The following is a 26,100-nucleotide window of genomic DNA, read 5'->3' as shown; positions in this document are numbered from 1 at the left end:
CTTACCTGAGCCCTGCTACCGAGCCGTACCATCGGGGGCATGGCTACCGAGACACCCTCCGCCGCCGTGCCGGAGCAGGACGCGATCCTGGACGCGCTGGCGACGGTCAACGACCCCGAGATCCACCGGCCGATCACCGAACTCGGCATGGTCAAATCGGTGGAGATCGGCGACGGCGGCGCGGTCGCCGTCACGGTCTACCTGACGGTGTCGGGCTGCCCCATGCGCGAGACCATCACCAAGAACGTCACCGACGCCGTCGCGAAGGTCGCGGGCGTCACCTCCGTGTCCGTCGCCCTGGACGTGATGAGCGACGAGCAGCGCAAGGAGCTCGCGGCCACCCTGCGCGGCGGCACCGCCGAGCGCGAGGTGCCCTTCGCCAAGCCGGGCTCGCTGACCCGCGTCTACGCGGTCGCCTCCGGCAAGGGCGGCGTCGGCAAGTCCTCCGTCACGGTCAACCTGGCGGCCGCGATGGCGGCCGACGGCCTGAAGGTCGGCGTGGTCGACGCGGACATCTACGGCCACAGCGTGCCGCGGATGCTCGGCGTGGAGGGCAAGCCGACCCAGGTCGAGAACATGATCATGCCGCCGTCGGCGAACGGCGTGAAGGTCATCTCCATCGGCATGTTCACCCCGGGCAACGCCCCGGTGGTGTGGCGCGGCCCGATGCTGCACCGGGCGCTCCAGCAGTTCCTGGCCGACGTGTTCTGGGGCGACCTGGACGTGCTGCTGCTGGACCTCCCGCCGGGTACGGGCGACATCGCCATCTCGGTGGCCCAGCTGGTCCCGAACGCGGAGATCCTGGTCGTCACCACCCCGCAGCAGGCCGCGGCCGAGGTCGCGGAGCGGGCCGGCTCGATCGCGGTGCAGACGCACCAGAAGATCGTGGGCGTCGTCGAGAACATGTCGGGCCTGCCGTGCCCGCACTGCGACGAGATGGTGGACGTCTTCGGCACCGGCGGCGGCCAGATGGTCGCGGACGGCCTGACCAAGACCACCGGCGCGACGGTGCCGGTGCTGGGCCAGATCCCGATCGACGTGCGGCTGCGCGAGGGCGGGGACAACGGCAAGCCGGTCGTCCTCGCGGACCCGGACTCGCCGGCGGGCGCGGCCCTGCGGACGATCGCCGGCAAGCTGGGCGGGCGCGCCCGCGGCCTCTCGGGGATGTCCCTGGGCATCACCCCGCGCAACAAGTTCTAGGGGTACGAGCGAGGGGCACCACCGGACGGTGGTGCCCCTTCACGCTGTGCGGGCCCCTGCGGGCCGCCGTCCGGCCGGACCTACTCGTACGCCCCGAGGTCGGGGATCGCCGAGAAGCCCAGGCCGTACGCGCTCATCCCCCGCCCGTACGCCCCCAGGTGCACCCCGCTCCCGGTGGACCCGGCCAGCACCCAGCCGAACTCGGACTCCCGGTAGTGGAACGTCGTCGGCTCCCCGTCCACCGGCAGGGACAGCGTCGACCAGTCCTCGCCGGTGAGGTCGTCGGCCAGCTCCCACGCCGCTTCCGTCTGCTGGTCCAGCCAGTCGTCGCGCAGGCTGTGGTCCATCTGGGGCGGCCAGCTGTACGCCAGCAGCCCCGAGCCGGCCAGCCAGGCGGCCGAGGAGACCGAGGTGGCCTCCAGGACGCCGGTGCCGTCCCCGCTGCGGCGCAGGGGGTTGCTGGCGACGGTGACCACCACCGCGAACCGCTCCTTCTCGCCCGTGGCGATCTCACCCCGGACGGAGGGCTCGTCGCCGTGCCCGGTCGAGCCGTGCTCGACGGTGCCGTCGGCGCCGGTGCCGACCTGCATGAGCCAGCGGGGGCCGGTGAAGGCGCCGTCCAGCCCGTACCAGGGGAACTCGGCCTTCAGGTAGCCCTCGGCGGCGCGGCGGGCCGCCGGGACGGGTGCGGTGGCGTCGGCGCTCCGGCCGGCGGCGGGCTGTGCCGCCGGCTCGGCCGGGCCGGGCTGGGGGGTCGTGGCGTCGGGGGCTTCCGCGGGCTGTACGCCCACGCGGCTACTGCTCGTGCTCGTGGTCTCCATGGGCGGCCTCTCGTTCCGTGGGATCCGGAACGGCCCTCCCCCTCGCTTCGCTGGGGGGACCCCCACCCTCGGGCATGCTGGCTCCGGACAGATGGAGGATAGCCATCCGGCCCGGGATCGACGGGCAGGCTGCGGCTCAGGTGGCGTCGGCGTCGAAGGGCGTACGCGGCTGCTGGGCCGGTGCGGCGGGCTTCTTCAGCAGGTCGGGACCGGTGCCGGCGGCGGGCGTGGCGGGCTCCGGGGAGGCGGCGGACGCCTGCCCGGTCTCACGGCTGTTGACCGCGTCCGTGACCTCGTTCAGCTCCTTGCGGAGGTCGAAGCTGCTGCGCAGCTCCTGGAGGTCCTCGTTCTCGGTGAGCTGCTTGCGGATGAAGGTCTTCGGGTTCAGGTCCTCGAACTCGAAGTCCTTGAAGTCGGGTCCCAGCTCGGAGCGGATGTCCTGCTTGGCGCTGTCCGAGAACTCGCGGATCTTGCGGATGAAGCCCGAGACGTCCTGGATCACCTTCGGGAGCTTGTCGGGCCCGAAGATGAGGATGGCGAGCACCACGATGGTGACCAGCTCGAGTGCGCCTATGTCGTTGAACACCTTGCCGCTCCTCGGCTCTCTCCACGTCCGGCCCGGTCAACGGTACCCGGCGATCGCGGCCCGGCCCTACGCCGGTGCGGGCCCTTCGGCGGATTCACCCGGCCGTCACGCCGTATTCCCACGGCGGACGGCCGGTTTCAGGAGCCGCTCGCGGAACCGAGGACGATGTCCAGGGTGTGGTCCCGGCCGTCGCGCAGCACGGTCAGGGAGAGGTGGTCGCCGGGCCGGTGGGCCCGGATCTTGATGATCAGCTCGTCGCCGCCGTGGACGCGGACCCCGTCCACCTTGGTGATCACGTCTCCGGGGCGGATCCCGGCACGGGCGCCGGGGCCGGCGGCGACCACGGCGGGCTTGCCGTCCGCGCCCTTGGTGTCGACCCGGGCTCCGTCGCCGGTGTACTGCATGTCCAAGGTGACGCCGATGACGGGGTGGGTGGCGTGGCCGGTGCGGATGAGTTCCTCCGCGACGCGCTTGCCCTGGTTGACGGGGATGGCGAAACCGAGGCCGATGCTGCCGCTCTGGCGGGTGCGCTCGCCTTCGTCGTCGCCCTTGTCGGCGCCCCGGATGGCGCTGTTGATGCCGATGACGCGGGCGCGGGAGTCGAGGAGCGGGCCGCCGGAGTTGCCGGGGTTGATGGGGGCGTCGGTCTGGAGGGCGTCGACGTAGCTGATGTCGCTGCCGCCGCTCTTGCCGCCGCCCGCGGTGATGGGGCGGCCGGTGGCGCTGATGATGCCGGCGGTGACGGTGTTGGAGAGGTCGAAGGGGGCCCCGATGGCCACGACGGGGTCGCCGACGCGGACGTTCTCGGAGTTCCCGAGGGACAGCGGGCGCAGGCCCCGGACGCCGGTGACCTTCACGACGGCGAGGTCGTAGCCGCTGTCGCGGCCGACCAGCTCGGCGGTGACGCTGTCGCCGGTGCCGAAGGTGACCGTTATGTCCTTGGCGTCGGCGACGACGTGGTTGTTCGTCAGGATGTGGCCCTGTTCGTCCAGGACGAAGCCGGTGCCGGTGCCGCTGCCCTCTCCGCCGCTGACGTGCAGGGTGACCACGCCGGGCAGGGCGGTGGCGGCGATGCCGGCCACGCTGTCGGGGGCCCGCCCCTTGTCGTCCACGGCGGCCTGCGGGAGTTCCAGGCGGGTGCTGGTGCGGCGCTCGGCGAGGACGCCCATCCAGCCGCCGACGCCGCCCGCGAGGAGGGCGATCGCCAGCCCGAACACCGCCAGCCGCCATGCCGAGGGGCCGACGCGGCGCGGCGCCCCCGCGGAGTCCGCCAGCTGGAGCGGAGCGGCGGCCCAGGGGTCGTAGCTCGGCCCGTCGCCGGAGCCGTCCGCCGCCCCCGCCTCCCCGACGGGCACGGACGCGACCTCCGGGACACCTGAGACGGACACGTCCCCCGCCCCCTCCGCCGAAGCGGCGTCGGCCGGGGCGGCCTGGGCGGCGTGGTCCGGGGTGGCGGGAGTGGTGTCGGGCGGGGTGGTGGGGCGGCTCCACCAGGATGGAGCCGGGCCGCTCTTCTGACTGTCGGACATGCGCACTCCCCCGCGGGCCTGACGCACCGCGGGGCGGCGCGTGTGCCGCAGATTCAACCAGGTACCGGCCCCCGGCGCTGGCCCGGGGGCCGGGGCCGGGCGGGCCCGGCCGGGTCAGCGGGCGAGGGAGGCCGGCTGGGCCGAGACCGGCGGCGAGGTGGCCGCCGTCGGCAGGGGGGCGGCCGGGCTGAGGCTGTGGACCCCGTCGGGGATCGGCAGCCGGTCACGGACGGCGGCGTCGGTCAGCGGTACCGCCGGGCCGGGCCGGGAGGCGGGCGCCTCGCCCCGGGCGTTCGGCTCGACGGCGTCCAGCGGGAGCGTGCCGCCCAGGGCGATCGCCGCGAGCGACACCGCCCCGGCCGCCACGAAGGCGAGCCGGCGTCTGGGACGCCCCATCTCATGGATGCGGAAGCCCTCGCGCGGAGCGGCGGGCACCGCGTACCCGAAGGTGGCGAAGGGATCGGCGCCGGGAGCGGCGGGGGTGCGCGCCGCACCGGGACCGCCCGGGCCGGCCGGCGGCCCGGCGGGACCCTCGGGACCCGCACCCGGCAGGCCCTGGAGCCGGGCCAGCAGGCCGGCGGACAGCGGCGGCGGGGCGCTCTCCACGAAGAGGGTCTTCAGTCTGCGCTGCGCGTCGGCCTCGGCCTTGCAGCGGGCACAGGTGGCCAGATGCGCCAGCACCCGCTCGCGGGCGTCGTGCTCCAGCTCGCCGTCCACCAGGGCCGCGAGGCGGTCGCCCAGGTGCTGTTCGGCGGGGGACGGACTGACTCCGCTCACTCGGTTCCGCCCTCTCCCCCGGCGCCCGGGACGCCCACCGCCACACCCGCCAGGGCACGCTGCTCCGCGCGGGCCTCGGGGGAGCGGTGCTTGAGCGCCTTGCGCAGGTGCGAACGGCCGCGGTGGATCCGGCTGCGGACGGTTCCGAGCTTCACGCCGAGGGTGGCGGCGATCTCCTCGTAGGACAGGCCCTCGATGTCACAGAGCACCACGGCGGCGCGGAACTCGGGCGCGAGGGTGTCCAGCGCCTGCTGCACGTCGGCGTCGAAGTGGGTGTCGTGGAGCACCTGCTGGGGGGAGGGCTCACGGCTCGGCAGCCGCTCGGCGGCGTCGTCGGCGAGCGCGTCGAAGCGGATCCGCTGCTTGCGGCGGACCATGTCCAGGAACAGGTTGGTGGTGATGCGGTGCAGCCAGCCCTCGAAGGTGCCGGGCGTGTACGTGGACAGCGAGCGGAAGACGCGGACGAAGACCTCCTGCGTCAGGTCCTCGGCGTCGTGCTGGTTGCCCGTCAGGCGGTAGGCGAGGCGGTAGACCCGCGCGCTGTGCGTGCTGACGATCTCCTCCCAGGTGGGAGGGGTCCACGCCTGGGAGCCCGCATCGGCGGCAAAGGTCGCGGTGGTCGCGGTGTGGGCGGTGTGGAAACGGTCAGCGGTGTAGGTCACGGATTTCGGCTCACCCGCCGACCAGAGGAGACGTCTCAGTACGCCTCCACGATCCACAGGCGCAGCCGCACCTCCCCTGTCGGCTCTGGTGGTGTCCAGTGGAGCCCCTACCATAGCCACCCCTCCCGTCAGCTCCGGATAAGCATTTTTGCAGTAACTTTGCCCGGGACTCGGGTTGCACGCCGCCGATCTGCCCGCCGGCGTCCCCTCTATCCCGCCTCTCACCCTCCCAACGCCCGGTCCCATCTGCGGGTTCCCGACCGCAGCGGATACAGTCACCGTTGCGCCAACTATGGGGACAGGAGAGGGTCATTACCGGCAACCGGCAGACGAGCTGGGCGTTCGCCGACGCGTTTGTCGCCGAGGACGACGCTCTGCGATGGGCCCGCGACCGGTCCAGGGAAGCGGGCCTGCGCTCCGTCTCCCCCGGCACCGGGGCCGCGCTGCGTCTGCTCGCCGCCACCGCGGACGCCAAGGCGGTCGCCGAGATCGGCACCGGCACCGGGGTCTCCGGCATCCACCTGCTGCACGGGATGCGGCCGGACGGGGTGCTGACCACGGTCGATCCGGAGGCGGACCGGCAGGCCTTCGCCCGGCAGGCGTTCCGCGCGGCCGGCTTCGCGGGGAACCGCGCGCGGTTCATTCCGGGGCGGGCCCTGGACGTACTGCCGCGGCTCGCCGACGGCGGGTACGACCTCGTGTTCTGCGACGGGGACCCGACCGAGTCGCTGGACTACCTCGCGGAATCGTTGCGCCTGCTGCGGCCCGGGGGGCTGGTGTGCTTCGAGGGAGTGTTCTCGGACGGGCGTACGGTCGACTCCGCCGCGCAGCCGGTGGAGGTGCTGCGGGTGCGGGAGCTGCTGCGCAGCGTCCGGGAGAGCCCGGCGCTGGAGTCGGCGCTGCTCCCCGTGGGGGACGGCCTGCTCTGCGCCGTCCGGCGGTAGTCCCGGGGCAAGCCCCGGACCCGGCCCCCTGGGGGCTCCACCCCCGCGCCTCAAACGCCGGCGAGGCCGGGCATGACAACACCGCCCCCGCCGCGGGAGCGGCGGGGGCGGTGCAGAGATCCAGTGGTCGAGGGTTAGCCGACGACCTTCTTCAGGGCGTCACCCAGGGCGTCCGCCTCGTCCGGCGTCAGCTCGACGACAAGCCGACCGCCGCCTTCGAGCGGTACGCGCATGACGATGCCTCGCCCCTCCTTGGTGACCTCGAGCGGGCCGTCGCCCGTCCGCGGCTTCATGGCCGCCATGCTCGTTCCCCTTCCTGAAACCAGCTCATCGTCAGCCGACGGCCCCGTTCAGGCGCCTAGTACCCGGCATCGAACACATTGCTTCCCGGCCATTATCCCGCATGTCAGGACCCGATGACCAACATCGGCGGGGAACGCTTGCGCAACGCGCTCGGCCAAAACCACTCATTTCGGGGATCCGCCTGCGATACTTCGCCGCCGCTCCCGGGGAAGCGCCTCCGCTTCGTTTGACGCACATCACATGCCCGGCGGTGGCCCCGTCCGCCATGCTGACCCTTGGACCGGCCGGTACCGGCCGGTAGCCACACCCGCGACGAAGGGGGACCCCCGCCATGGCCGACAGCGTGCTCTACGAAGTGACCGACGGACTCGCGAAGGTCACGATCAACCGGCCCGACGCGATGAACGCCATGAACACGGAGGCCAAGGTCGCCCTGCGGGACGCGGTGCAGGCCGCGGCCTCCGACCCGGCCGTGCGGGCGGTCCTGCTGACCGCCTCCGGTACCCGGGCCTTCTGCGTGGGCCAGGACCTCAAGGAGCACATCGGGAACCTGGCGGCGGACCGCGAGAGCGGCTCGAAGCTCACGATGAACACGGTCTCCGAGCACTACAACCCGATCGTGCGGGCCCTCGCCGGCATGCCCAAGCCCGTGGTGGCCGGGGTGAACGGCGTCGCGGCCGGGGCGGGCTTCGGCTTCGCGCTGGCGGCGGACTTCCGCGTGGTCGCCGACACCGCCTCCTTCAACACCTCGTTCGCCGGTGTGGCGCTCACCGCCGACTCCGGCGTCTCCTGGACCCTCCCCCGCCTGATCGGCGCCTCCCGGGCCTCCGATCTGCTGCTGTTCCCCCGCTCGGTCAAGGCGCAGGAGGCGTACGAGCTGGGCATCGCGAACCGCCTGGTGCCGGCGGACACCCTGCACGAGGAGGCCGAGGCGGTCGCCCGGACCCTCGCCGCGGGCCCCACGGTGGCCTACGCCGCCCTGAAGGAGTCCCTCGCCTACGGCGCCTCCCACTCGCTCTCCGACGCCCTGGAGCACGAGGACGTCCTCCAGACCCGCGCGGGCGCCTCGGAGGACCACTCCATCGCCGTCCAGGCCTTCCTCGCCAAGCAGCCGCCGCGGTACCTGGGCCGCTGAAGGTTCACCGAAGGTTCACGCCTCGCGGGAGACGCAGCCCGCGAGGTGGTCGTTGACCAGGCCGCACGCCTGCATCAGGGCGTAGGCCGTGGTCGGCCCGACGAAGCGGATGCCCGCCTTCTTGAGCGCCTTGGCCAGGGCCGTGGACTCCGGGGTGACCGCCGGCACGTCGCCGGTGGTCCTCGGGGCCCGGCCCTTGCGCTTCGGGGCGTGGGACCAGATCAGCTCGTCCAGCTCGCCGGGCCGCCACTCCGCGAGGACCTTCGCGTTGGCCAGGGTGGCCTCGATCTTGGCCCGGTTGCGGATGATCCCCTCGTCCGCGAGGAGCCGCTCGGCGTCGGCGGGGCCGAACTCCGCGACGGCCGCGATCCGGAAGTCGCTGAAGGCCTTCCGGAAGCCCTCGCGCCGGCGCAGGATCGTCAGCCAGGACAGCCCCGACTGGAAGGCCTCCAGGCACAGCCGCTCGTACAGGGCGTCGCCCCCGTGGACCGGCTTGCCCCATTCGGTGTCGTGGTAGGTGACGTAGTCCTCCGTGGCCAGCCCCCAGGGGCAGCGCGGGGCGCCGTCCGGGCCGGCCAGCAGCCCGCCGCCGCTCACCGCTCGTCCTTCGTGAGGTCCACGGCCCGGTCGGCCGGCGCCGGCGCCTGCCCGGCGGTCTGTGCGGCGGCCTGGGCCGCCGGGGTGCGCGCCGCCGTCAGCTCCGCGATCCGGGCGTCCCGCTCGGCGAGCTCGGCCGCGAGCCGGTCCAGTACGTCGTCCACCTCGGCCACCCGGTAGCCGCGCGGCCCGATCGGCAGCCGCAGCGCGTCGATGTCCTCCCGTACGACCGGACGGGTCTCCGGCAGGGCGTCGGCCACCCGGTCGGGCTCGGCCTCGGGCAGGACGGCCTCCGCGCCTCCGCCGATCACCGCGAGGGTGACCGCGGCCACGACCACGACCAGCGCGATCAGCAAGAACCAGAACACGATCAACTCCCCTGAGAGACTCCGGCCACCAGGTTAAGGTCGCAGACGTGGCGCGAGGGTCGCCGAAGGAGGAAAGAGCGGGATGCTGCGACTGGGCAGGCGCGAGTTCGACACCCACGAGCCGGTGATCATGGCCATCGTGAACCGGACCCCTGACTCCTTCTACGACCAGGGCGCCACCTTCCGCGACCGGCCCGCCCTGGACCGGGTGGAGCAGGCGGTGGCCGAGGGCGCGGCGATCATCGACATCGGCGGGGTCAAGGCGGGCCCGGGCGAGCACGTGGACGCGGCGGAGGAGGCCCGGCGCACGGTCGGCTTCGTGGCGGAGGTGCGCCGCCGCCACCCGGACGTGGTGATCAGCGTGGACACCTGGCGGCACGAGGTCGGCGAGGCCGTCTGCGAGGCCGGCGCGGACCTGCTGAACGACGCCTGGGGCGGGGTGGACCCCAAGCTGGCGGAGGTCGCGGCGCGCTACGGCGCGGGCATCGTCTGCACCCACGCGGGCGGGGTCGAGCCGCGCACCCGGCCGCACCGGACCTCGTACGAGGACGTGATGGAGGACATCCTGCGCGTGACGGTCGGGCTCGCGGAGCGGGCCGAGGCCCTGGGCGTGCCCCGGGAGTCGATCATGATCGATCCGGGCCACGACTTCGGGAAGAACACCCGGCACTCGCTCGAAGCCACCCGCCGCCTGGCGGAGATGACCGAAACCGGTTGGCCGGTACTGGTGTCGCTGTCCAACAAGGACTTCGTGGGCGAGACCCTCGACAAGCCGGTCAAGGAGCGGCTGCTGGGCACTCTGGCGACCACGGCCGTCTCGGCCTGGCTGGGTGCCCAGGTCTACCGGGTCCACGAGGTCGCGGAGACCAGGCAGGTGCTGGACATGGTCCGCTCGATCCAGGGCCTGCGCCCGCCGGCCGTCGCCCGGCGCGGGCTGGCCTGAGCCACCCCGCGCCCTGGGGCGCCCGCTACTTGCCGACTTCCTTCGTCACGAGGGCGATCGCCTCGTCCACGTCGTCGGTGAGGTGGAAGAGGTAGAGGTCCTTCTCGGAGGCCTTGCCCTGCGCGATGACCGTGTTCCGCAGCCAGTCGACGAGGCCGCCCCAGTACTCGGTGCCGAAGAGCACGATCGGGAACCGGGTGATCTTCTGCGTCTGCACCAGGGTCAGCGCCTCGAACATCTCGTCCAGGGTGCCGAACCCGCCGGGCAGCACCACGAACCCCTGGCTGTACTTCACGAACATCGTCTTGCGGACGAAGAAGTACCGGAAGTTCAGCCCGAGGTCGACGTGCTGGTTGAGCCCCTGCTCGAAGGGGAGCTCGATGCCGAGGCCGACCGAGATGCCGTTCGCGTCGCGGGCGCCCTTGTTGGCCGCCTCCATCGCGCCCGGGCCGCCGCCGGTGATGACGGCGAAGCCGGCCTCGACGAGCGCGCTGCCGATCCGCACGCCCGCCTCGTACTCCGGCGAGCCCACCGGGGTGCGCGCCGAGCCGAACACGCTGATCGCGGGCGGCAGCTCGGCGAGCGTGCCGAAGCCCTCGATGAACTCCGACTGGATGCGCAGGACCCGCCAGGGGTCGGTGTGCACCCACTCGGAGGGGCCGGCCGAGTCCAGCAGCCGCTGGTCCGTCGTACTGCCCGCCTGCACCTGACCCCGCCTGCGCAGCACCGGCCCGAGCTGCTGCTCCTCGGGGCGCCGGGGCCCGTTGCCTTCGGAGTTGCCCATGATGTGCTCCCTCCTGCTGATCGTTGGATCAGGTTAGGCGCACAAAAGTGACGGGAGGGGGAATTTACGAGGTCAGCCAGGCGCGGAGTCGTTCCTCGCAGTGCAGGATCGCCTTGGTCTCGACCCGCTCGTCGACCTTGTGGGCGAGCAGCGCGTCGCCCGGACCGTAGTTGACGGCGGGGACGCCGAGGGCGCTGAAGCGTGAGACGTCCGTCCAGCCGAACTTGGGCATGGCGTGGCCGCCGACGGCCTCCATGAACGCGGCGGCCGCCGGGTGGGACAGGCCGGGGAGGGCGCCGGGCGAGGAGTCGTCGACGGTGAAGGCGTCGACGCCGCAGTCGGCGAAGACCTCCTTCACGTGGGCGAGCGCGTCGGCCTCGCTGCGGTCGGGGGCGTAGCGGAAGTTGACCGTGACCGTGCAGGCGTCGGGGATCACGTTGTTGGCGACGCCGCCCTCGATGCGGACGGCGTTGAGGCCCTCGTGGTACTCCAGGCCGTCGATGACGGGCCTGCGGGGCTCGTAGGCGGCCAGCTTCGCCAGGATGGGGCTCGCGGCGTGGATGGCGTTGGACCCCATCCAGCTGCGGGCGGAGTGGGCGCGCTCGCCCCGGGTGTGCAGCAGGACGCGCAGGGTGCCCTGGCAGCCGCCCTCGACCTCGGCGTTGGACGGCTCCAGCAGGACGGCGAAGTCCCCGGCCAGCCAGTCGGGGTGGGCCGCGGCGACCTTGCCGAGTCCGTTCAAGTCGGCGGCGACCTCCTCCTGGTCGTAGAAGACGAAGGTGAGGTCGCGGTTGGGCTCGGGCACGGTCGCCGCGATCCGCAGCTGTACGGCGATCCCGGACTTCATGTCCGTCGTGCCGCAGCCCCACAGGACGTCGTTCTCGTCCAGGCGGGACGGGACGTTCCCGGCGATCGGCACGGTGTCGAGGTGCCCGGCGAGGACGACGCGCTCGGCGCGGCCGAGGGCGGTACGGGCGACGACGTTGTTGCCGAGGCGGTCGACGGTGAGGTGCGGGAGGCGGCGCAGGGCGTCTTCCACGAGGTCGGCGAGCACCTTCTCGTCGCCGCTCTCGGAGGGGATGTCGACGAGGCGGGCGGTCAGCCCGGCGGCGTCGAGGGTGAGGTCGAGCTCGGATTCGGACATGAACCGACCCTAACGCCCCGGGATGGGCGGGTACCGGGAGCGTCCGGTCGGTGGACGCGATATCGGCCTCAAGTACGGTGGGCCGCGTGTCCGAGACCGATCGCCCCCGTCCCCGCCGCCGCGGGCCGCTCCGCGCGGCCGTGGGCCTGGCCGTCCTGCTCGCGGTGATCGGGTACGTCGCGGTGCACCACTATTCGGACGGCGGGGTGGGCGCCCCGCACTGCACGGTGACGGCGAAGGGCTCGGGCGGCGGCTCCGAGGGGGCCGTCCAGACGTACGAGATGAGCCCCGAGCAGGCGTCGAACGCCGCGACGATAGCCGCCGTCGGGATCTCCAAGGGGCTCCCGGACCGGGCCGTGACGATCGCGCTGGCGACGGCCATGCAGGAGTCGCAGCTGCGCAACCTCGACCACGGGGACCGGGATTCGCTGGGCCTGTTCCAGCAGCGGCCCTCGCAGGGCTGGGGGACCCCGGAGCAGATCATGGACCCGGTGTACTCGGCGGGGATCTTCTACGACCGTCTGGTGGAGGTGAAGGGATACACCCGGCTGCCGCTGACGGTGGCCGCGCAGCGGGTGCAGCTCAGCGGGTTCCCGCAGGCCTACGCCAAGCACGAGCCGGACGCGACGGTGCTGACGGCCGCCTTCGGCGAGGGCGGCACCCCGGCCGTGCTGACCTGTACGGGGCCGGCGCCCCTGAAGGGCGATCCGGAGAAGGTGCGCACGGAGCTGGCCCGGGCGTTCGGCCGGGAGGCCCTGTCCGCCGGGCGCCCCGCGGTGCACGCGGGGGCGAAGGCGGGGGCGGGTGCCGCGCCGAAGGCCGGGGCGAGCCCCGCGGCGGGGTCCGCCGCCCCGGCGGAGCCGGCCGCGGATCCCGGCAGCGCCCCCGAGGCCTCGGTGGACCTGTGGCTGAAGGAGGGCGGGGGCCCCGCCGAGGCCCGGCGCGGCCGGGCGATGGCGCACTGGGCGGTCGCCCGCGCGAAGGACCTGGGCATCGACCGGGTCTCGTACGACGGCGCCGCCTGGGTGGCGGGGCGCAACCGGGGCGAGTGGCAGCGGGGGGCGAGCGACGGCGCGAAGGGCGCGTCGGGCGCCGCCGACCCCTACCGGGCGCTCCCGGGCCAGGTCCGGATCTTCGTCGCCGGCAACGCGCGCTGAGGCGGGGCCCGTGCGTCCCGCCGGCGGGACGTGATCGTTCGCGCGTGCGGCCCGTCCCCCGGGAGGGTTTCCGGGTCCCCTCCCGCGCGGGGCGTGCCGGCGGGCAGAACCCCTGGTGGGCGCGGGTCCGATGGGCTTGTCACGGAAGCCGATAAAACGATGCGTTACTGATCCTTTACCCGGGTGGTCCGCAACTCGGCGCACCCCGGGAGCGGTTGTACACGGCGTACGCAGCCGCTACCGCTTAGGAGCATCATGTCCCTCCCCCTGACCCGTCGGATCGCCCGCGCCGCGCTTCTCCTCGCAGCCGGTACCGCTCCCGTGGTCGGTGCGGCCGGCGCGGCCAGCGCCGCGGGCCTGGAGTCCGTGCCGCAGCTGGGCACGCTCGCCGCCCCGGACACCGCCGACGCCACCGCCGCCACCGGTGCCGCCACCGGCGCGGCCTCCGACGTCGCGGGCACCGCCACCAAGGCCGTCCCGGCCGCCGCTCCCGCCGCCGACGTCGCGGGCGGCGCGGGCCAGCTGCTGGGCGGGCTGCCGGCCGCGCAGCAGCTGCCGGTCGGCCACGACCTGCCGGTCGGCGCGCTGCCGCTGGGCTCCCTGCCGCTGGGCGGCTGATCCCGCCGCACGCGGAACGCCGAGGGGCCGGGAGCGCACAGCTCCCGGCCCCTCGGGGCGTTCAGGCCCTTCAGCCCAGGCGCTTGACCGCGGCTTCGACCCGCTCGTCGGTGGCGGTGAAGGCGACGCGCACGAAGTTCGCGCCGGCCTCGCCGTAGAAGTCGCCCGGCGCCACCAGGATGCCGAGGGACGCGAGGTGGGCCACGGTGTCCCAGCAGGGCTCGTCGCGGGTCACCCAGAGGTAGAGGCTGGCCTCGCTGTGCTCGACCCGGAAGCCGTGTCCCTCCAGGGCGGTGCGCAGCGCCTCGCGGCGGGCGGCGTAGCGGCCGCGCTGCTCGGCCACGTGGGCGTCGTCCCCGAGGGCGGCGACGACGGCGGCCTGGACGGGGGCGGGGGTCATCATGCCGCCGTGCTTGCGGATCTCCAGCAGCTCGGCGAGGACGTTCTCGTCGCCGGCGATGAAGGCGGCCCGGTAGCCGGCCAGGTTGGAGCGCTTGGAGAGGGAGTGGACGGCGACGAGGCCCTCGTAGGAGCCGCCGCAGACCTCGTCGTGCAGGACGGAGACCGGCTCGGCCTCCCAGCCGAGCTCCAGGTAGCACTCGTCGCTGAAGACCAGGATCCCGTGCTCGCGTGCCCAGGCGACGATCCGGATCAGTTCCTCCTTGCCGAGGACCTTTCCGGTGGGGTTGGACGGGGAGTTGAGCCACAGCAGCTTCAGGCCGGCCGGGTCGAGCTCGGTCGGGTCGTCGTAGACGACGGCCTCGGCGCCGCACAGCCGCGCGCCGACCTCGTAGGTCGGGTAGGCGAGGCGGGGGTAGGCGACCTTGTCGCCCGCGCCCAGGCCCAGCTGGGTCGGCAGCCAGGCCACGAGCTCCTTGGAGCCGACCACGGGCAGCACGTTGCGGTGTCCGGCGGCGCTCGCGCCGAGCCGGCCGCGCAGCCAGCCGGTGATCGCGTCGCGCAGCTCCGGGGTGCCCCACACGGTCGGGTAGCCCGGGGAGTCGGCGGCGGCGACCAGGGCGTCCTGGATCAGCTGCGGCACCGGGTCGACGGGCGTGCCGACGGACAGGTCGACGAGGCCGTCCTCGTGGGCCGCCGCCGTCTTCTTGTACGGCTCCAGCTTGTCCCAGGGGAACGTGGGAAGACGGTCGGAAACTGCGGCCACGGTGCTCTGCTCTCTCTCAGGGGCTGGAACGGTGCGGGAAAACGGCTCGGTCCCGCGCGGCAGCAGTGCCGTACGGGACCGAGGGGCGCGTCTGCCGTGAAACGGTCAGTGCTCGCCGTTGATGCCGGCGGGCAGCGCGGCGATGAAGGGGTGGTCGCGCTCGATCAGGCCGAGCTTGGAGGCACCACCGGGCGAGCCGAGCTCGTCGAAGAACTCGACGTTCGCCTTGTAGTAGTCCTTCCACTCCTCCGGGGTGTCGTCCTCGTAGAAGATCGCCTCGACCGGGCACACCGGCTCACAGGCGCCGCAGTCGACGCACTCGTCCGGGTGGATGTACAAGGACCGCTGGCCCTCGTAGATGCAGTCGACGGGGCACTCTTCGATACAGGCCTTGTCCTTGACGTCGACACAAGGCTCCGCGATGACGTAGGTCACGCTCTCGTTCCTCCTCGGTAGGGCTGTCCAATCGCGCGGGAGCGCGGCGTCGTCGATGCCCGCACCTAGTATCTCCGTTCCCGGGCACGATCCGAACAGGAGGGGCGGACAGAGCTGTGGAAATCACTGCCGGAGGGCTGCTGGAGATCCGTATCACCCCGGCTGACGTGGGTAAACGAGTCTCTGTACGACGGGTGCGGGACGGTGGCGGCGGCGCCCCCGTCTTCGCCGACGCGGTCGGGGTTCTCACATCCTGGACCGCGGGTGTGCTGACGATCACACGCAAGGACGGCGTGTCCGTCCACATCCCGGAATCCTCGCTGGTCGCGGGCAAGGTGGTGCCCTCCGCGCCGGCCCGCCGCAGGGGTCCCGCGGCCTCCTTCGAGGAGCTGACGAGGGTCACGGCGCGGGCGTGGCTGCCGCTGGAGAGCGAGTCCCTGGGCGAATGGACGCTGCGCGCGGCGGCCGGGTTCACCCGCCGCGCCAACTCGGTGCTGCCGCTCGGCGACCCCGGGATACCCCTGGACGAAGCACTCGCGCGGGTGACGGCCTGGTACGCGCGACGGGACCTGCCGGCCTACGTCCAGGCCGCGACGGGCGCCGCCGGCACCCAGGAGCTGCTCTGCGCGGAGCTGGAGCGGCGCGGCTGGGTCAACGAGGTCTCGGCGGAGGTCCGGACCGGGGGCCTGGCACCGGTGGCCGACCTGGACGCGGACGTGTCGGGGGTACGGCTGACGCGCGAGCCGGACGAGGCCTGGCTCGGCCGCTACGGCCGGGTCCGGGACCCCGGGCTGGCGCGGCGGATGCTGGTGGAGGGGCCGTCGGTGTGGTTCGCCTCCCTGGACGGCGGCCGGGCGATCGGGCGGTGCGTGGTCGACGGGCGCTGGGCCGGCTTCGGGGCCGTCGCGGTCGACCCGGAGTACCGCCGCAAGGGCCTCGCGACGGCGGTGATGGCGGCGCTGTCGCGGCGGGCGCTGGAGGAGGGGGCGTCGGCGGCCTGGCTCCAGGTCGAGACGGACAACCCCGCCGCGCGGGCCCTGTACGACGGCATGGGCTTCGCCACGCACCACGCCTACCACCACTTCCGCGCGGGAGCCGGGGCGTGAGCGCGGCCTCGCGGGAGCTGTTCGCGGCGGAGGCCCGCTCCGAGCGGCCGGACCTGGCGCTGCTGTGCCTGCTGCTGGCGGCGGAGGCGGACCCGGAGCTGGACGAACGGGCCATGGACTGGGCGCAGATGGAGCTGGACCGGCTCGCGGGCATGCTGCCGTACGGGCTGCGCGGGGCGAAGGCCTGGGCGGCGGCGGTGACGGACCTGCTGGGCGGCCGGATGGGCTTCCACGGCACCCCGAAGGACTACGACCGGCTGGAGTCCTCGCTGCTGCACGAGGTGCTGCGGCGCCGGCGGGGGCTGCCGATCCTGCTGTCGGTGGTCTGGCTGGAGGTGGCCCGGCGGGCGGGGGCGCCGGTGTACGGGCTGGGGCTGCCGGGGCACTTCACGGTGGGCTTCGGGGACCCGGAGGAGGGGGTGGTGGTCGACCCGTTCGCGGGCGGGGCCTCGCTGGGCGCGGGCCCGGCGGAGCTGGCGCGGGGGCCGCGGACGCCCGCGCGGACCCTGGACATCGTGCTGCGCGTCCTGGGCAACATCCGGGTCTGGGCGTCGGCGCGGCCGGAGCACTCGGCGGTGGCCCTGTGGTCCCTGGACCTGTCCCTGCTGCTGCCCTCGCATCCGGCGGCGCTGCGCTACGAGCGGGCGAAGCTGCTGGTGGAGCGGGGTTCCTTCCGGGAGGGGGCGGCGGAGATGGACGCGTACGCCGTCGTCATGGACGCGGTCGACCCGCCGGCGGCGGTCCGCATCCGGGCGGAGGCCGCCTCGGCGCGGGCGCTGCTCAACTGACCGGCGCGGCCTCCTCGGCCGGGCCGGCGGCGGCCTCCGCCCGCCGCTTGACCTCGGCCAGGCGGGCGTTGCTCAGGACCGGCAGCACCGCGAGGGCGGCGACGGCGATGGCCGCACCGGCGGCGTAGAAGGAGGCCTGGACCCCGAAGGCCCGGGCCACCGCGCCGCCCGCGATGCCGCCGACGGCGAAGGAGCCCACGGCGACGACCCGGTAGACGGAGGTGACCCGGCCCATCAGCTCGTTCGGGACGATCTGCTGGCGCAGGGTCACCATGTGGACGGACACGACCAGGACCACGAAGCCGTCCAGGGCCATGAGGGCGACGGTCACCGCCGGGCTGACGGCCAGGCCCAGTCCCGCCGTGGCGGCGGCCGACAGCAGGTTGGTCACGAGGATCAGGGTGCCGGGCCTGAACCGGCCGCCGACCCGGCCCGCCGTCATGCCGCCGAGGACGGCGCCGACCGCGGAGGCGGCGAGCATCACGCCGTAGCCCTCGTCGGAGACGCCGAGTTCGTCCTGGGCGAGCAGCACCAGCAGGCCGTAGCTCGCCGCGACGGCCGCGTTGCCGGCGGCCGCGACCAGGCTCAGGGCGCGCAGCACGGGCGAGGACCAGTACCAGCGGGCGCCGGTCACGATGTCCTCGCGCACGTTCCTGACCGTGAGTGGTCCGCCCTCCGGCTCGTCCTGACGGCGCGCCGCCGGGGGGATGAGGGCGAGGAGGGCCACGGCGGCCAGGTATCCGGCGGTGCCCAGGAGGAACGGCGCGGAGGCGGCCGCCGCGAAGAGGAAGCCTCCGATCGGCGGGCCCGCGAACTCGTTGCAGACCACCCACGTGGTCTGGAGCCGGCTGTTGGCCCGGGTCAGCTCCTCGGGGCCGACCAGCATCGGGACCCAGGCGGCCGAGACGCTGTCGTAGAGCGTCTCGGCGGTGCCGATCGCGAAGAAGACCACGTACAGCAGCGGCATGGACAGGGCGCCGGACAGGACGGCCGCCGTGAGGGCGGCGAAGGCCGCGGCGCGGATCCAGTTCGCGCTCTGCGCCACCTTCCGGCGGTCCAGGCGGTCGGCCAGCGCCCCGGAGACGAAGGCCAGCACCAGCCAGGGCGCCCGCTGGGCGACGGTGATGCCGGCGATCAGGGCCGGATCGCGGGTGATCGTGGCCGCGAGCAGGGGCGCCGCGGCCAGGCTCACCCCGTCCGACAGGTTCGACGCGGCGGTCGCCGCCCACAGTTTTCTGAACACCGGCGCAGTCTGGTCAAGACCGCCCGGTCAGAGCCAGCCCTTTTCGCGGGCCACGCGGACGGCCTCGGCCCGGTTGCGGGCCGCCAGCTTCTGGATCGCGGTGGAGAGGTAGTTGCGGACCGTGCCCTGGGACAGGCTGAGGGCCGCCGCCAGTTCGGCGTTGGTCGCGCCGTGTTCCGCCGCGCGCAGGACCTCCCGCTCCCGCTCGGTGAGGGGGTTCGCGCCCTCCGCGAGGGCGGCCGCCGCGAGGGTGGGGTCGATGACGCGGTCACCCGCCAGGACCTTGCGCACCGCCTCGGCGAGCTGCGCGGCGGGCGCGTCCTTGACCAGGAACGCCGAGGCACCGGCCTCCATGGCGCCCCGGAGGTAGCCGGGGCGGCCGAAGGTGGTCAGGACCACGATCTTGAGGGCGGGGAGGGAGCGGCGCAGGGCCGCCGCCGCCTCGATGCCCGTCATGCCCGGCATCTCGATGTCCAGCAGCGCCACGTTCACGTCGTGGGCCAGGGCCGCCGCCACGACCTCGTCGCCGCGCGCCACCTGGGCCAGCACCTCGATGTCCGGCTCCAGCCCCAGGAGCGCCGCGAGGGCCTCCCGGACCATGGACTGGTCCTCCGCCAGGAGGATGCGGATGGGGGCCGGGGCGGCTTCGGAGGCTTGGGTCATGACCGGGATCCTAGGGGGACCCGCGCCAGCAACCGGAAGCCGGTCTTCCCTGCGGGGCCCGCCCACAGCGTGCCGCCGACCGCCTCCAGACGTTCGGTCAGGCCGGTCAGGCCGTTGCCGGGGACCGCGGTGCCGCCCGAGCCGTCGTCGGTCACCGACAGCTCCAGCACCGGCCCGGCCAGCGTCTGCCGGGTCGTCAGCGCGACCGTGCAGCGCTTGGCACCGCTGTGCCGGACCACGTTGGTCACCGCCTCGCGCAGGGACCAGGCCAGGGCGCACTCCGGCTCCTCCGGCACGGTGTCGGTGAAGTCCGCCGGCAGGTCGGCCTTGACCCCGGCCGCGGCCAGCGCCGTCCGCGCGCCCGCGAGTTCCCCGGGCAGGGTGGGCCGCCGGTAGCCGCTCACGGCCTCCCGTACGTCCACCAGCGCCTGCCGGCAGACCTTCTCGATGTCCGCCACCTGCTGGGCGGCCCGGTCGGGGTGGTCGGGCAGCATCCGGCCCGCGAGCTCGCTCTTGAGCGTGATCAGGGACAGCGAGTGGCCCAGCAGGTCGTGCAGGTCGCGGGCCATCCGCAGGCGTTCCTCGTTGGCCGCGAGCTGCGCCACGGTGGCCCGGGCCTGGCGGAGTTCGATGGTGGTCCGGATCATCGCGCGGACCCCGACCATCGCGAACCCGCCCATCAGGGCCGGGATCAGCAGCCCCCACAGGTAGTCGCCGCCCTCCGGGACCGTGAGGGCCAGCGCCGTCAGCAGCGCCGTCGCGGCGGGCACCGTGAAGCGGGCGATCTTCGCGGGCAGCGCGGCGCCGGAGGCGATGGAGACGTAGACGAAGAGCACGAGCCACTCGCGGCCCAGGGCCAGCGACAGGACCGTGGCCTCCGCGCTGAGCACCGTCAGCGAGAGGAGGACCGGCCGTACGGGCTTCTGCCGGTCCGGCCGGAACACCAGCACCAGGTACCAGCCGACGAAGGCCAGCAGGCCCAGCCCGCCGAGCAGCCGGGCGCCCCCGCTGTGCCCGCCGCGCACCAGGTCGGTGACGGGGGCGCTGAGGTAGAAGAGCCAGATGGCGATCCAGAGGCTCTTGACCACCTTGTGGACGGTGCTCTCGGGTGCCCCGCCGATCTGGTCCTCGTCCCCGGCCTCGTGCGTCAGCGCCACGGTCCTACGCCTTCAGTGAGTCCTTGCGGTACAGCCAGGCGGCCGCACCCGTGAACAGTACGAAGTACACGGCGAGGATCGCCACGTCCTTGAGGTGCGGGGCGCCGCCCAGCTCGATGGCCTGGCCGAGGCCCGCGTAGGCGTGGGTCGGCAGCCACTCGCAGATGTCCTGGAGCCACTGCGGGAACGCGGCGGTGGGCATCCACAGGCCGCCGAGGATCGACAGGCCGAAGTAGAAGAGCATGCTCAGCGGCCGCACGTTGTCCGCGCTGGCGAGGTAGCCGATGGCCACGCCCAGCGCGGCGAAGACGAGGCTGCCGGCCCAGATGGAGCCGGTCAGGGCGAGCCACTGCCAGACCTCGAAGCGGACGCCCTTGGCGACGGCGGCGACGAGGAAGACCACCAGGATCGCCGGCAGCGACAGCACGCCCGCGCTGGCGGTCTTGCCGAGCACGTAGCCGTGGCCGGGCAGGGCGGTCAGGCGCAGCTGGCGCACCCAGCCGGCCTCGCGCTCCTTGGCGATGCGTTCGGCGTTGCCGACGAGGACGGCGGTGAGGGCGCCGAAGGAGGCCATGGCGACCATGTAGAAGGCGGGCATGGTCAGTTCGGTGCCCATGACCTTGGTGGTGCCGTCGAGGGTGCCGCCGAGCATCAGGAAGAGGGCGGCCGGGTAGAGCAGCGTGAAGAAGATGTACTTCTTGTTCCGCAGGGCGCGGGTGATCTCCAGCTTGACCAGGTTCAGCGTTCCGGTGTTCACGATGCGTGGGCCTCCTCGGCCTCGGTGAGGGCGATGAAGGCCTGTTCCAGGCCGAGGCCCGCGACCTCCAGGTTGCGGGGGTAGAGGCCGAGCGCGTACACCGCGTGGACGGTGGCGTCGGCGTCGCGCGACTGGAGGCGCACGGTGGTGCCGTTGAGCTCGAAGGAGGTCAGGCCGGGCAGGGCGCGCAGGACCTGCTGGTCGATCTCGCCGTCGAGGTCGAAGGCGACCTTGCGGGCGCCGGCCTTGGCCTTGATCTCGGCGGCGGTGCCGTCGGCGAGGAGCCGGCCCTTGTTCAGGACCAGCACCCGGTCGGCGATCGCGTCCGCCTCCTCCAGGTAGTGGGTGGCGAACAGGACCGTGCGGCCCTGGGCGGCCTGCTCCCGCATGGTGGCCCAGAAGGCCTGGCGGGCGGTGACGTCCATGCCGGTGGTCGGCTCGTCCAGGATGATCAGGTCGTTGTGCCCGGCGGTGGCGAGGGCGAAGCGCACGCGCTGTTCCTGGCCGCCGGAGAGCTTGTTGACCATGCGTCCGGCGATCTCCTCGACACCGGCCCGGGAGAGCACCTCCTCGACCGGGTACGGGCGGGGGTGCAGGGCGCAGCCGAGGGTGATCAGCTCGCGTACGGTCACCTCCTCCATCAGGCCGCCGCTCTGGAGCATCGCGCCGACCCGGCCGGCCGTGACGGCCTCGCGGGGGGTGGTGCCGAAGAGGCTGACGGTGCCGGAGTCGGCGGGGCGCAGGCCCAGGAGCAGGTCGAGGGTGGAGGACTTGCCGGCGCCGTTGGGGCCGAGGAGTGCGACGGTCTCGCCCGGGTGGAGTTCGAGGGTGAGGCCGTCGACGGCCTTGACCTGGCCGTAGCTCTTGGTCACGTTCTGGAAGCTCACCACGGTGCCACTGCCGGCACCGCGTGCGGGTCCGGGGGCTCCGGACTGCGTCGCGGTCGTCGTCGTCATGTACCGAGCTTCTCCCGGACGGGGGTGCGCGCGGCAGTGTCTTCAGTCGTGACAGCTGCATGACAGATGTCATGCGCCCGGGGTGACGCGGCCCGCCCGGGAGGGGCCGGGGACGTGAGGAGCCCCTCCCCGGAATCCGGGAAGGGGCTCCTCAGGGGCCGCAGCGGGCCTCTGCCGGCCTCAGCGGCCTCAGTTGGCGTTCGTGTCGATCGTCACGACGCGCTCGGCCGCGGTCTTGCCCACCAGCCCCTTGCCCAGGGCGCCGGCGACGTCCTGCGGGGTGACGGGGGTCTTCTGGCCGGTGCCCCGGGTGACGAGGACCCCGTCGAAGGCGTTGCCGTAGGTGGCCTTCAGCGCCTCCAGGTCGTACTTCTCGACGAGCTTGCCCTGCACCGGCTGCATGCTCAGGATCTTGGGCAGGGACTTGGCGCCGAAGGCCAGGGACTTGGTGCCCGCCTTGACGGTCACCGGGGCGGACATGGCGGGCTCCGCGAACTCCTTCATGGCCCGGTTCAGTTCCGCCTGGCCGACCGTCGGTTCCTTGGTGGCGGTGGGGAGTTCGACGGGGGCGGCCTTGCCGTTGGCGACGAGGTCGCGGAAGGCCTTGGTGACCAGGTCCACGGACTTGTCGACGTCCAGGCTGGTGCCGGCCTTGCCGGGGACGGCGACGGCCTTGCCGGTGTCGAAGGTGATGGTGCCCTCGGAGGCGGTGCCGGCGGTGCCGGCGAGCTCCTGGAGGGAGTCCTTCAGCTTCTCCTCGTCGACGGGCATGACGGCGGCGGCCGTGCGCTCGACGCCGAACAGCGAGCCGATGACCGTGACCGGGTTGTAGTCGCTGCCGGTGGCGTTGCGGACGGTGGTCTGGCTGTCGAGGGTCAGGCCGGCCTTCTCGGGCTTCAGCTCGACGCTCTTGCCGCCGACGGTGAGCTGGAGCGGGGCGGCGGAGCGCTTGCCGAAGGCCGTCTGGAGCTTGGCCACGGCGTCGTCGCGGCTGCCGCTGATGTCGACGCCGAGGACCTTGGTGCCCTTGGGGATGTCGGAGTGGTTCATCAGCAGTCCGGCGCCGTAGGCCACGGCGACGATGCCGACGAGGCCGCCGCCGAGCAGGACCAGCTTGGAGCGGCCCTTCTTCTTGGTGGGCTTGCCGGCCGGGGCCGCCTTACCGGACTTGCCGGCCTTGCCGGACTTGCCCGCGGGAGCGGGGGCGGGCGTCGGCAGGGGCGGCCGCGGGCCGGGCGGCGGGGCGGCCGGGCCGGACCGGGGGCCGGGGGCGGGGACGCCCGGGGCGGCCTCGGGGCCGGGCCAGCGCGGGGGCTCCTCGGCGCCCACGGGCACGGTGCCCAGGGCGGGCCCGCCGGTGGGGCCGGAGGGCTCGGTGAAGGCGGGGAAGGCCTCGGTGGAGGGGCCGCCGTCGTACGCCGCGTACCCCTGGGCCGAGCCGACGCCGGGGCCGCCGACGGCGGGGGCGGGCGCGAAGCCGGCGCCGGTCCCCGCACCGGGGGCGGGGGCGGGCGGCTGCGGGCGGCCGGGGCCGGCCGGGGGCGCGAAGCCCGCACCGGTGCCCGGGCCGTTGTACGGGGCGGCGCCCGGGCCGGGACCCGGAGCTCCGTCGAAGCCGCCGCCCGGGACGTTGCCGCGGGCGCCGTCGAACGCCTCGGCGGGAGCGCCCCCCGGGAAGCCGCCCGCGTCCCGGCCGGGGCCGGGCGCGGAGGAGCCGTAGCTCGCCGCGGGCGCCGGGGCGGCGGGCGGGGGCGTCGCCGCCTTGCGCGGAGCGAACCAGCCGCCGTCGGACGGCGCGTCGGCGGGGGCCTTCGGCGCCTGCGCCTGCGGGGCCGGGGCGGGCGTCCGGTCGGTGGGCCGCGCGGGCAGGGCGGCGCGCACCGGGGCCGGGCCGCGCGGGGCGGGCGCCGGCTGGGACTCGGGCTCGGCGGAGCCGGGGCCGGCCTCCGGGGAGGCGTCCTTCACCGGCTTGCGGACGACCACGGGCGGGATCGGCCGGGAACCCGGGATGTTGATCCGGATCCGGGTCGTCAGGGTGGTCTCGGTCTTCGGCCCGTCGGTGTCGGGCGTGGACGGGTTCGAAGTCACAGCATTCTCCTCCGGGGCGGGCGCGGACTGGCCGGTTCCATACGGCGGCGTACCCGAGGGGTAGGCGGCTCCACCGTGCCCTTGGGGCCCGGGGGACGAACTGTCAGTTTCACGACTCAAGGCAGGTTCTCCCGGTTGGCTCCGCCGCCCGTCATACCGTGCGCGGGCTGCTCGGCGGCCCGTCCACCATACTGGCCGCCGCCCGCGCGCAACTGTCCCCGGGGAATGAAAGGTTCCTCTTAGCTTTCCCGGAGCCCGCCGCCGAGGGCCCGTCAAACCCCCGCAACCCGTCCCCGATCGGGGGGCGCGGGAGTTCGACGGCCCGCCGTCAGCCCCGATTCGAGGCCGAAACCGGCGGTTCCACCGGACCGCGCATCGTGGCGCAGATCACAGCGACCGCACTTCCCCCCAAAAGGTACGCGTACATACCCATTCCGGAGGAACCGAGCAGGAAGTCCCCTTCGGGGCGCGGGACACCGAGCAGGACGTACGAGAGGAACCAGCCGGCCGCCGCGACGCCCACCCCGAGCCCCCCGCCGAGGGCGGTCCGGGCCCCGAGGAACAGCCCGAGGAGGGCGAGTACGGCGAGCAGCAGTCCGGCCGGGAACCACAGGTCCACCACGAGCCAGCCGGCCAGCCCGGTGACCGTGCCCGCGACCAGCAGGCCCAGCAGGGCGGCGATCCGCCCGGCGGTCATCGCCGTGGTCACGCCTCCACCCCCGCGAAGAGGTCCCGCTCGCGCTCGCCGGCCGGGGCCCCGGACTCCCCCACGGCCAACTCGTAGTACTCGCGGGCGAACAGCGGCTGGGCCAGGTCGTTCGAGAGGGCGAAGAAGGGGCCGTCCACGGCGATCTGGGTGGCGTGCGCCCGCATCGCGGCCGCCTTGGCCTCCACCAGGGACCGCTCGCCCTCCGCGTCGCCGATCTCGGCGGTGATCCGCTCGTCGGGGACCACGCCCGGCACGTCGGCCGGGGTCGCGAGGCCGGGGAAGGGCAGCTCCGCGCCGAGCGCGCGCAGCCGCGCGAAGCCCTCCTCGACGACGGAGAGCGGGACCCGGTTCCAGTAGACCTTCGCGATGGCGTGCGGGGCGCCCAGTTCGGGGCGGTAGGCGGGGTCGGCGGCCAGTTCGGCGGCGCGCATGGCGACCCGGTGCGCCTGGATGTGGTCGGGGTGGCCGTAGCCGCCGTCGGGGTCGTAGGTGACGAGGACCTGCGGGCGCAGCTCCCGGACGACCTCGACGAGGTGGCCGGCGGCCTCGTCCACGCCGGTGGACCAGAAGGCGCCGGGGCGGTCGTTCTGCGGGGCGCCCATCATCCCGGAGTCGCGGAAGCGGCCGGTGCCGCCGAGGAAGCGGTGGTCGGCGACCCCGAGCTCCTTCATGGCGGCGGCGAGCTCGCCGACCCGGAAGGGGCCGAGGGTGTCGTCGCGGTCCGGCGTGAGGTGGGCCAGCTCGGGCGGGATGACCTCGCCCTCCTCGCCGAGGGTGCAGGTCACCAACGCGACATGGGCGCCCTCGGCCGCGTACTTGGCCATGGTGACGCCGTTGTTGATCGACTCGTCGTCCGGGTGCGCGTGCACGAGGAGCAGACGACGGGCGGGAAGACCGTTCATGGGGCCAGCCTACGAGGCCGTCCTACAGCTTGAGGCCACTGATCATGTTCGCCACGTTGGAGGTGAGCTGGCTGAGGGTGGGAGCCACCGTCGAACTCGCCAGGTAGAACCCGAGCAGTACGCAGACGAACGCGTGCCCCGCCTTCAGTCCCGACCTCCGGACCAGAAGGAAGACGACGATCGCCAGCAGCACCACGGCGGAGATCGATAGTGCCACGGCGTTTCACCTCCACGTCGAACGGACATCGGTACGCGTACTCGTTGCTCGGCGATTCATACCCACCGTGCGCTACGGATCATAACTATCCGTACCAGCGCATCGGTCGAATTCCGGCAGCACGAGGGGCGCATACCGCGCACGGCCGGGGGCGTGGAAAAGCCGGACTGGAGCCCCGCGCGCCCGCCCTCGCGCCCTCCGGTGCCCGTGCGGCCGTAACCAGCCGGGCCGGCGGAGGGTCGGAACTCGGGGCAGAATCGGTCAAGTCACCCTTGGCGCAGGGCGATTGGCCCCGGCATCGGCTACCCGGTGCGGGGCGCGTGGGGTGGCTGGAAATGATCGGTGG

29 protein-coding genes are annotated in these 26,100 nt (G+C 73.7%); 8 read left to right on the top strand and 21 right to left on the bottom strand.

Annotated features, from left to right (window positions below; all coding sequences use genetic code 11):
• The first annotated feature begins 39 nt into the window (after positions 1-39).
• Positions 40-1,200, top strand: a complete 1,161-nt coding sequence (locus ABT403_RS09215) for an Mrp/NBP35 family ATP-binding protein (protein WP_344164585.1) — start codon at positions 40-42, stop codon at positions 1,198-1,200.
• 80 nt (positions 1,201-1,280) lie between these two features.
• Here ABT403_RS09215 and ABT403_RS09210 read toward each other — a convergent pair whose 3' ends face one another.
• The 5 genes from ABT403_RS09210 to sigE form a co-directional block, all read right to left on the bottom strand.
• Complete coding sequence (locus ABT403_RS09210; protein WP_344164582.1) at positions 1,281-2,021, bottom strand: hypothetical protein; 741 nt, start codon at positions 2,019-2,021, stop codon at positions 1,281-1,283.
• 136 nt (positions 2,022-2,157) lie between these two features.
• Positions 2,158-2,607, bottom strand: a complete 450-nt coding sequence (locus ABT403_RS09205) for a sec-independent translocase (RefSeq protein WP_344164579.1) — start codon at positions 2,605-2,607, stop codon at positions 2,158-2,160.
• Positions 2,608-2,744: 137 nt separating this feature from the next.
• Positions 2,745-4,136: a S1C family serine protease gene (locus ABT403_RS09200; RefSeq protein ID WP_344164576.1), complete on the bottom strand. Its 1,392-nt coding sequence runs from the start codon at positions 4,134-4,136 to the stop codon at positions 2,745-2,747.
• Between the two features lie 114 nt (positions 4,137-4,250).
• A complete protein-coding gene (locus ABT403_RS09195; protein WP_425580255.1) occupies positions 4,251-4,913 on the bottom strand; it encodes a zf-HC2 domain-containing protein in 663 nt (220 codons plus the stop codon).
• The gene (gene sigE / locus ABT403_RS09190) at positions 4,910-5,689 is read right to left on the bottom strand and encodes an RNA polymerase sigma factor SigE (protein WP_344164573.1); all 780 of its coding nucleotides are present in this window, start codon (positions 5,687-5,689) and stop codon (positions 4,910-4,912) included. The genes ABT403_RS09195 and sigE overlap by 4 nt, the downstream gene beginning before the upstream one ends.
• A 167-nt stretch (positions 5,690-5,856) precedes the next feature.
• Between sigE and ABT403_RS09185 the strand changes: the two genes are divergently transcribed.
• On the top strand, positions 5,857-6,519 hold the full coding sequence (locus ABT403_RS09185) for an O-methyltransferase (protein WP_344164570.1): 663 nt from the start codon (positions 5,857-5,859) through the stop codon (positions 6,517-6,519).
• Between the two features lie 134 nt (positions 6,520-6,653).
• On the opposite strand, the gene ABT403_RS09180 is transcribed toward ABT403_RS09185, so the two are convergent.
• Positions 6,654-6,821, bottom strand: a complete 168-nt coding sequence (locus tag ABT403_RS09180) for a DUF3117 domain-containing protein (protein WP_003966491.1) — start codon at positions 6,819-6,821, stop codon at positions 6,654-6,656.
• Between the two features lie 332 nt (positions 6,822-7,153).
• Here ABT403_RS09180 and chcB point away from each other — a divergent pair, with 332 nt between their 5' ends.
• Entirely contained in the window at positions 7,154-7,957 is an 804-nt protein-coding gene (chcB, locus tag ABT403_RS09175) for a 2-cyclohexenylcarbonyl CoA isomerase (protein ID WP_344164567.1), read from the top strand.
• Between the two features lie 15 nt (positions 7,958-7,972).
• Here the strand turns inward: chcB and ABT403_RS09170 are convergent, their stop codons facing one another.
• Both ABT403_RS09170 and ABT403_RS09165 read right to left on the bottom strand, forming a co-directional pair.
• Complete coding sequence (locus ABT403_RS09170; RefSeq protein ID WP_344164564.1) at positions 7,973-8,554, bottom strand: DNA-3-methyladenine glycosylase I; 582 nt, start codon at positions 8,552-8,554, stop codon at positions 7,973-7,975.
• Positions 8,551-8,928 carry a DivIVA domain-containing protein gene (locus ABT403_RS09165; RefSeq protein WP_344164561.1) on the bottom strand — a complete coding sequence of 126 codons (378 nt, stop codon included), beginning with the start codon at positions 8,926-8,928 and terminating at the stop codon, positions 8,551-8,553. The genes ABT403_RS09170 and ABT403_RS09165 overlap by 4 nt, the downstream gene beginning before the upstream one ends.
• A gap of 76 nt (positions 8,929-9,004) precedes the next feature.
• On the opposite strand from ABT403_RS09165, the gene folP reads away from it, so the two are divergent.
• Entirely contained in the window at positions 9,005-9,865 is an 861-nt protein-coding gene (gene folP, locus ABT403_RS09160; protein WP_344164558.1) for a dihydropteroate synthase, read from the top strand.
• 25 nt (positions 9,866-9,890) lie between these two features.
• Here the strand turns inward: folP and ABT403_RS09155 are convergent, their stop codons facing one another.
• Positions 9,891-10,649 carry an LOG family protein gene (locus tag ABT403_RS09155; protein ID WP_344164555.1) on the bottom strand — a complete coding sequence of 253 codons (759 nt, stop codon included), beginning with the start codon at positions 10,647-10,649 and terminating at the stop codon, positions 9,891-9,893.
• Positions 10,650-10,713: 64 nt separating this feature from the next.
• A complete protein-coding gene (gene dapE / locus ABT403_RS09150) occupies positions 10,714-11,793 on the bottom strand; it encodes a succinyl-diaminopimelate desuccinylase (protein WP_344164552.1) in 1,080 nt (359 codons plus the stop codon).
• Positions 11,794-11,879: 86 nt separating this feature from the next.
• Here dapE and ABT403_RS09145 point away from each other — a divergent pair, with 86 nt between their 5' ends.
• Positions 11,880-12,950 carry a hypothetical protein gene (locus tag ABT403_RS09145; protein WP_425580254.1) on the top strand — a complete coding sequence of 357 codons (1,071 nt, stop codon included), beginning with the start codon at positions 11,880-11,882 and terminating at the stop codon, positions 12,948-12,950.
• Between the two features lie 255 nt (positions 12,951-13,205).
• On the top strand, positions 13,206-13,568 hold the full coding sequence (locus ABT403_RS09140; protein ID WP_344164549.1) for an ATP-binding protein: 363 nt from the start codon (positions 13,206-13,208) through the stop codon (positions 13,566-13,568).
• A 70-nt stretch (positions 13,569-13,638) separates the two neighbouring features.
• On the opposite strand, the gene dapC is transcribed toward ABT403_RS09140, so the two are convergent.
• Positions 13,639-14,733 carry a succinyldiaminopimelate transaminase gene (gene dapC, locus ABT403_RS09135; RefSeq protein WP_344164546.1) on the bottom strand — a complete coding sequence of 365 codons (1,095 nt, stop codon included), beginning with the start codon at positions 14,731-14,733 and terminating at the stop codon, positions 13,639-13,641.
• Between the two features lie 105 nt (positions 14,734-14,838).
• Positions 14,839-15,168 carry a ferredoxin gene (gene fdxA, locus ABT403_RS09130; RefSeq protein ID WP_030713714.1) on the bottom strand — a complete coding sequence of 110 codons (330 nt, stop codon included), beginning with the start codon at positions 15,166-15,168 and terminating at the stop codon, positions 14,839-14,841.
• A 116-nt stretch (positions 15,169-15,284) separates the two neighbouring features.
• Between fdxA and ABT403_RS09125 the strand changes: the two genes are divergently transcribed.
• Together ABT403_RS09125 and ABT403_RS09120 are read left to right on the top strand one after the other, a co-directional pair.
• Complete coding sequence (locus tag ABT403_RS09125) at positions 15,285-16,274, top strand: GNAT family N-acetyltransferase (RefSeq protein ID WP_344164541.1); 990 nt, start codon at positions 15,285-15,287, stop codon at positions 16,272-16,274.
• Positions 16,271-17,062 carry a transglutaminase-like domain-containing protein gene (locus ABT403_RS09120; RefSeq protein ID WP_344164538.1) on the top strand — a complete coding sequence of 264 codons (792 nt, stop codon included), beginning with the start codon at positions 16,271-16,273 and terminating at the stop codon, positions 17,060-17,062. The genes ABT403_RS09125 and ABT403_RS09120 overlap by 4 nt, the downstream gene beginning before the upstream one ends.
• Here the strand turns inward: ABT403_RS09120 and ABT403_RS09115 are convergent.
• From ABT403_RS09115 to ABT403_RS09075, 9 genes are all read right to left on the bottom strand, one after another.
• Positions 17,055-18,305, bottom strand: coding sequence for an MFS transporter (locus ABT403_RS09115; protein WP_344164535.1), 1,251 nt, complete (start codon positions 18,303-18,305; stop codon positions 17,055-17,057). The two genes, ABT403_RS09120 and ABT403_RS09115, sit on opposite strands and share 8 nt — an antisense overlap.
• A gap of 27 nt (positions 18,306-18,332) precedes the next feature.
• Entirely contained in the window at positions 18,333-18,968 is a 636-nt protein-coding gene (locus tag ABT403_RS09110; protein ID WP_344164532.1) for a response regulator, read from the bottom strand.
• A complete protein-coding gene (locus tag ABT403_RS09105) occupies positions 18,965-20,125 on the bottom strand; it encodes a sensor histidine kinase (protein ID WP_425580253.1) in 1,161 nt (386 codons plus the stop codon). The genes ABT403_RS09110 and ABT403_RS09105 overlap by 4 nt, the downstream gene beginning before the upstream one ends.
• 4 nt (positions 20,126-20,129) lie before the next feature.
• Complete coding sequence (locus ABT403_RS09100) at positions 20,130-20,885, bottom strand: ABC transporter permease (protein WP_344165849.1); 756 nt, start codon at positions 20,883-20,885, stop codon at positions 20,130-20,132.
• Complete coding sequence (locus ABT403_RS09095) at positions 20,879-21,838, bottom strand: ABC transporter ATP-binding protein (RefSeq protein ID WP_344164529.1); 960 nt, start codon at positions 21,836-21,838, stop codon at positions 20,879-20,881. Before ABT403_RS09095 ends, ABT403_RS09100 begins: the two co-directional genes overlap by 7 nt.
• A 189-nt stretch (positions 21,839-22,027) precedes the next feature.
• Positions 22,028-23,926 (bottom strand): peptidoglycan binding domain-containing protein, encoded by a 1,899-nt coding sequence (locus ABT403_RS09090; RefSeq protein ID WP_344164526.1) that lies wholly within the window; start codon positions 23,924-23,926, stop codon positions 22,028-22,030.
• A gap of 328 nt (positions 23,927-24,254) precedes the next feature.
• Positions 24,255-24,635, bottom strand: coding sequence for a DUF6113 family protein (locus ABT403_RS09085; RefSeq protein WP_344164523.1), 381 nt, complete (start codon positions 24,633-24,635; stop codon positions 24,255-24,257).
• Positions 24,632-25,537 carry an N-acetyl-1-D-myo-inositol-2-amino-2-deoxy-alpha-D-glucopyranoside deacetylase gene (gene mshB / locus ABT403_RS09080; RefSeq protein WP_344164520.1) on the bottom strand — a complete coding sequence of 302 codons (906 nt, stop codon included), beginning with the start codon at positions 25,535-25,537 and terminating at the stop codon, positions 24,632-24,634. The genes ABT403_RS09085 and mshB overlap by 4 nt, the downstream gene beginning before the upstream one ends.
• Positions 25,538-25,559: 22 nt before the next feature.
• The gene (locus ABT403_RS09075; protein ID WP_042809907.1) at positions 25,560-25,754 is read right to left on the bottom strand and encodes a hypothetical protein; all 195 of its coding nucleotides are present in this window, start codon (positions 25,752-25,754) and stop codon (positions 25,560-25,562) included.
• Positions 25,755-26,100: the final 346 nt, after the last annotated feature.

Origin of the sequence: Streptomyces sp. NPDC000075, from assembly GCF_040301925.1 — a bacterium.
Taxonomy (GTDB): Bacteria; Actinomycetota; Actinomycetes; order Streptomycetales; family Streptomycetaceae; genus Streptomyces; species Streptomyces polychromogenes.
This window is presented reverse-complemented; position numbering and strand designations above follow the sequence as displayed.

Bases quoted from the DNA above. Each gene is read 5' to 3' on its own strand.
- ABT403_RS09180 (WP_003966491.1), bottom strand. From the start codon at position 6,821: ATGGCGGCCATGAAGCCGCGGACGGGCGACGGCCCGCTCGAGGTCACC.
- ABT403_RS09110 (WP_344164532.1), bottom strand. From the start codon at position 18,968: ATGACCCAAGCCTCCGAAGCCGCCCCGGCCCCCATCCGCATCCTCCTG.
- chcB (WP_344164567.1), top strand. From the start codon at position 7,154: ATGGCCGACAGCGTGCTCTACGAAGTGACCGACGGACTCGCGAAGGTC.
- ABT403_RS09095 (WP_344164529.1), bottom strand. From the start codon at position 21,838: ATGACGACGACGACCGCGACGCAGTCCGGAGCCCCCGGACCCGCACGC.
- ABT403_RS09210 (WP_344164582.1), bottom strand. From the start codon at position 2,021: ATGGAGACCACGAGCACGAGCAGTAGCCGCGTGGGCGTACAGCCCGCG.
- ABT403_RS09140 (WP_344164549.1), top strand. From the start codon at position 13,206: ATGTCCCTCCCCCTGACCCGTCGGATCGCCCGCGCCGCGCTTCTCCTC.
- dapE (WP_344164552.1), bottom strand. From the start codon at position 11,793: ATGTCCGAATCCGAGCTCGACCTCACCCTCGACGCCGCCGGGCTGACC.
- folP (WP_344164558.1), top strand. From the start codon at position 9,005: ATGCTGCGACTGGGCAGGCGCGAGTTCGACACCCACGAGCCGGTGATC.
- ABT403_RS09215 (WP_344164585.1), top strand. From the start codon at position 40: ATGGCTACCGAGACACCCTCCGCCGCCGTGCCGGAGCAGGACGCGATC.
- ABT403_RS09155 (WP_344164555.1), bottom strand. From the start codon at position 10,649: ATGGGCAACTCCGAAGGCAACGGGCCCCGGCGCCCCGAGGAGCAGCAG.
- mshB (WP_344164520.1), bottom strand. From the start codon at position 25,537: ATGAACGGTCTTCCCGCCCGTCGTCTGCTCCTCGTGCACGCGCACCCG.
- ABT403_RS09200 (WP_344164576.1), bottom strand. From the start codon at position 4,136: ATGTCCGACAGTCAGAAGAGCGGCCCGGCTCCATCCTGGTGGAGCCGC.
- sigE (WP_344164573.1), bottom strand. From the start codon at position 5,689: ATGGTAGGGGCTCCACTGGACACCACCAGAGCCGACAGGGGAGGTGCG.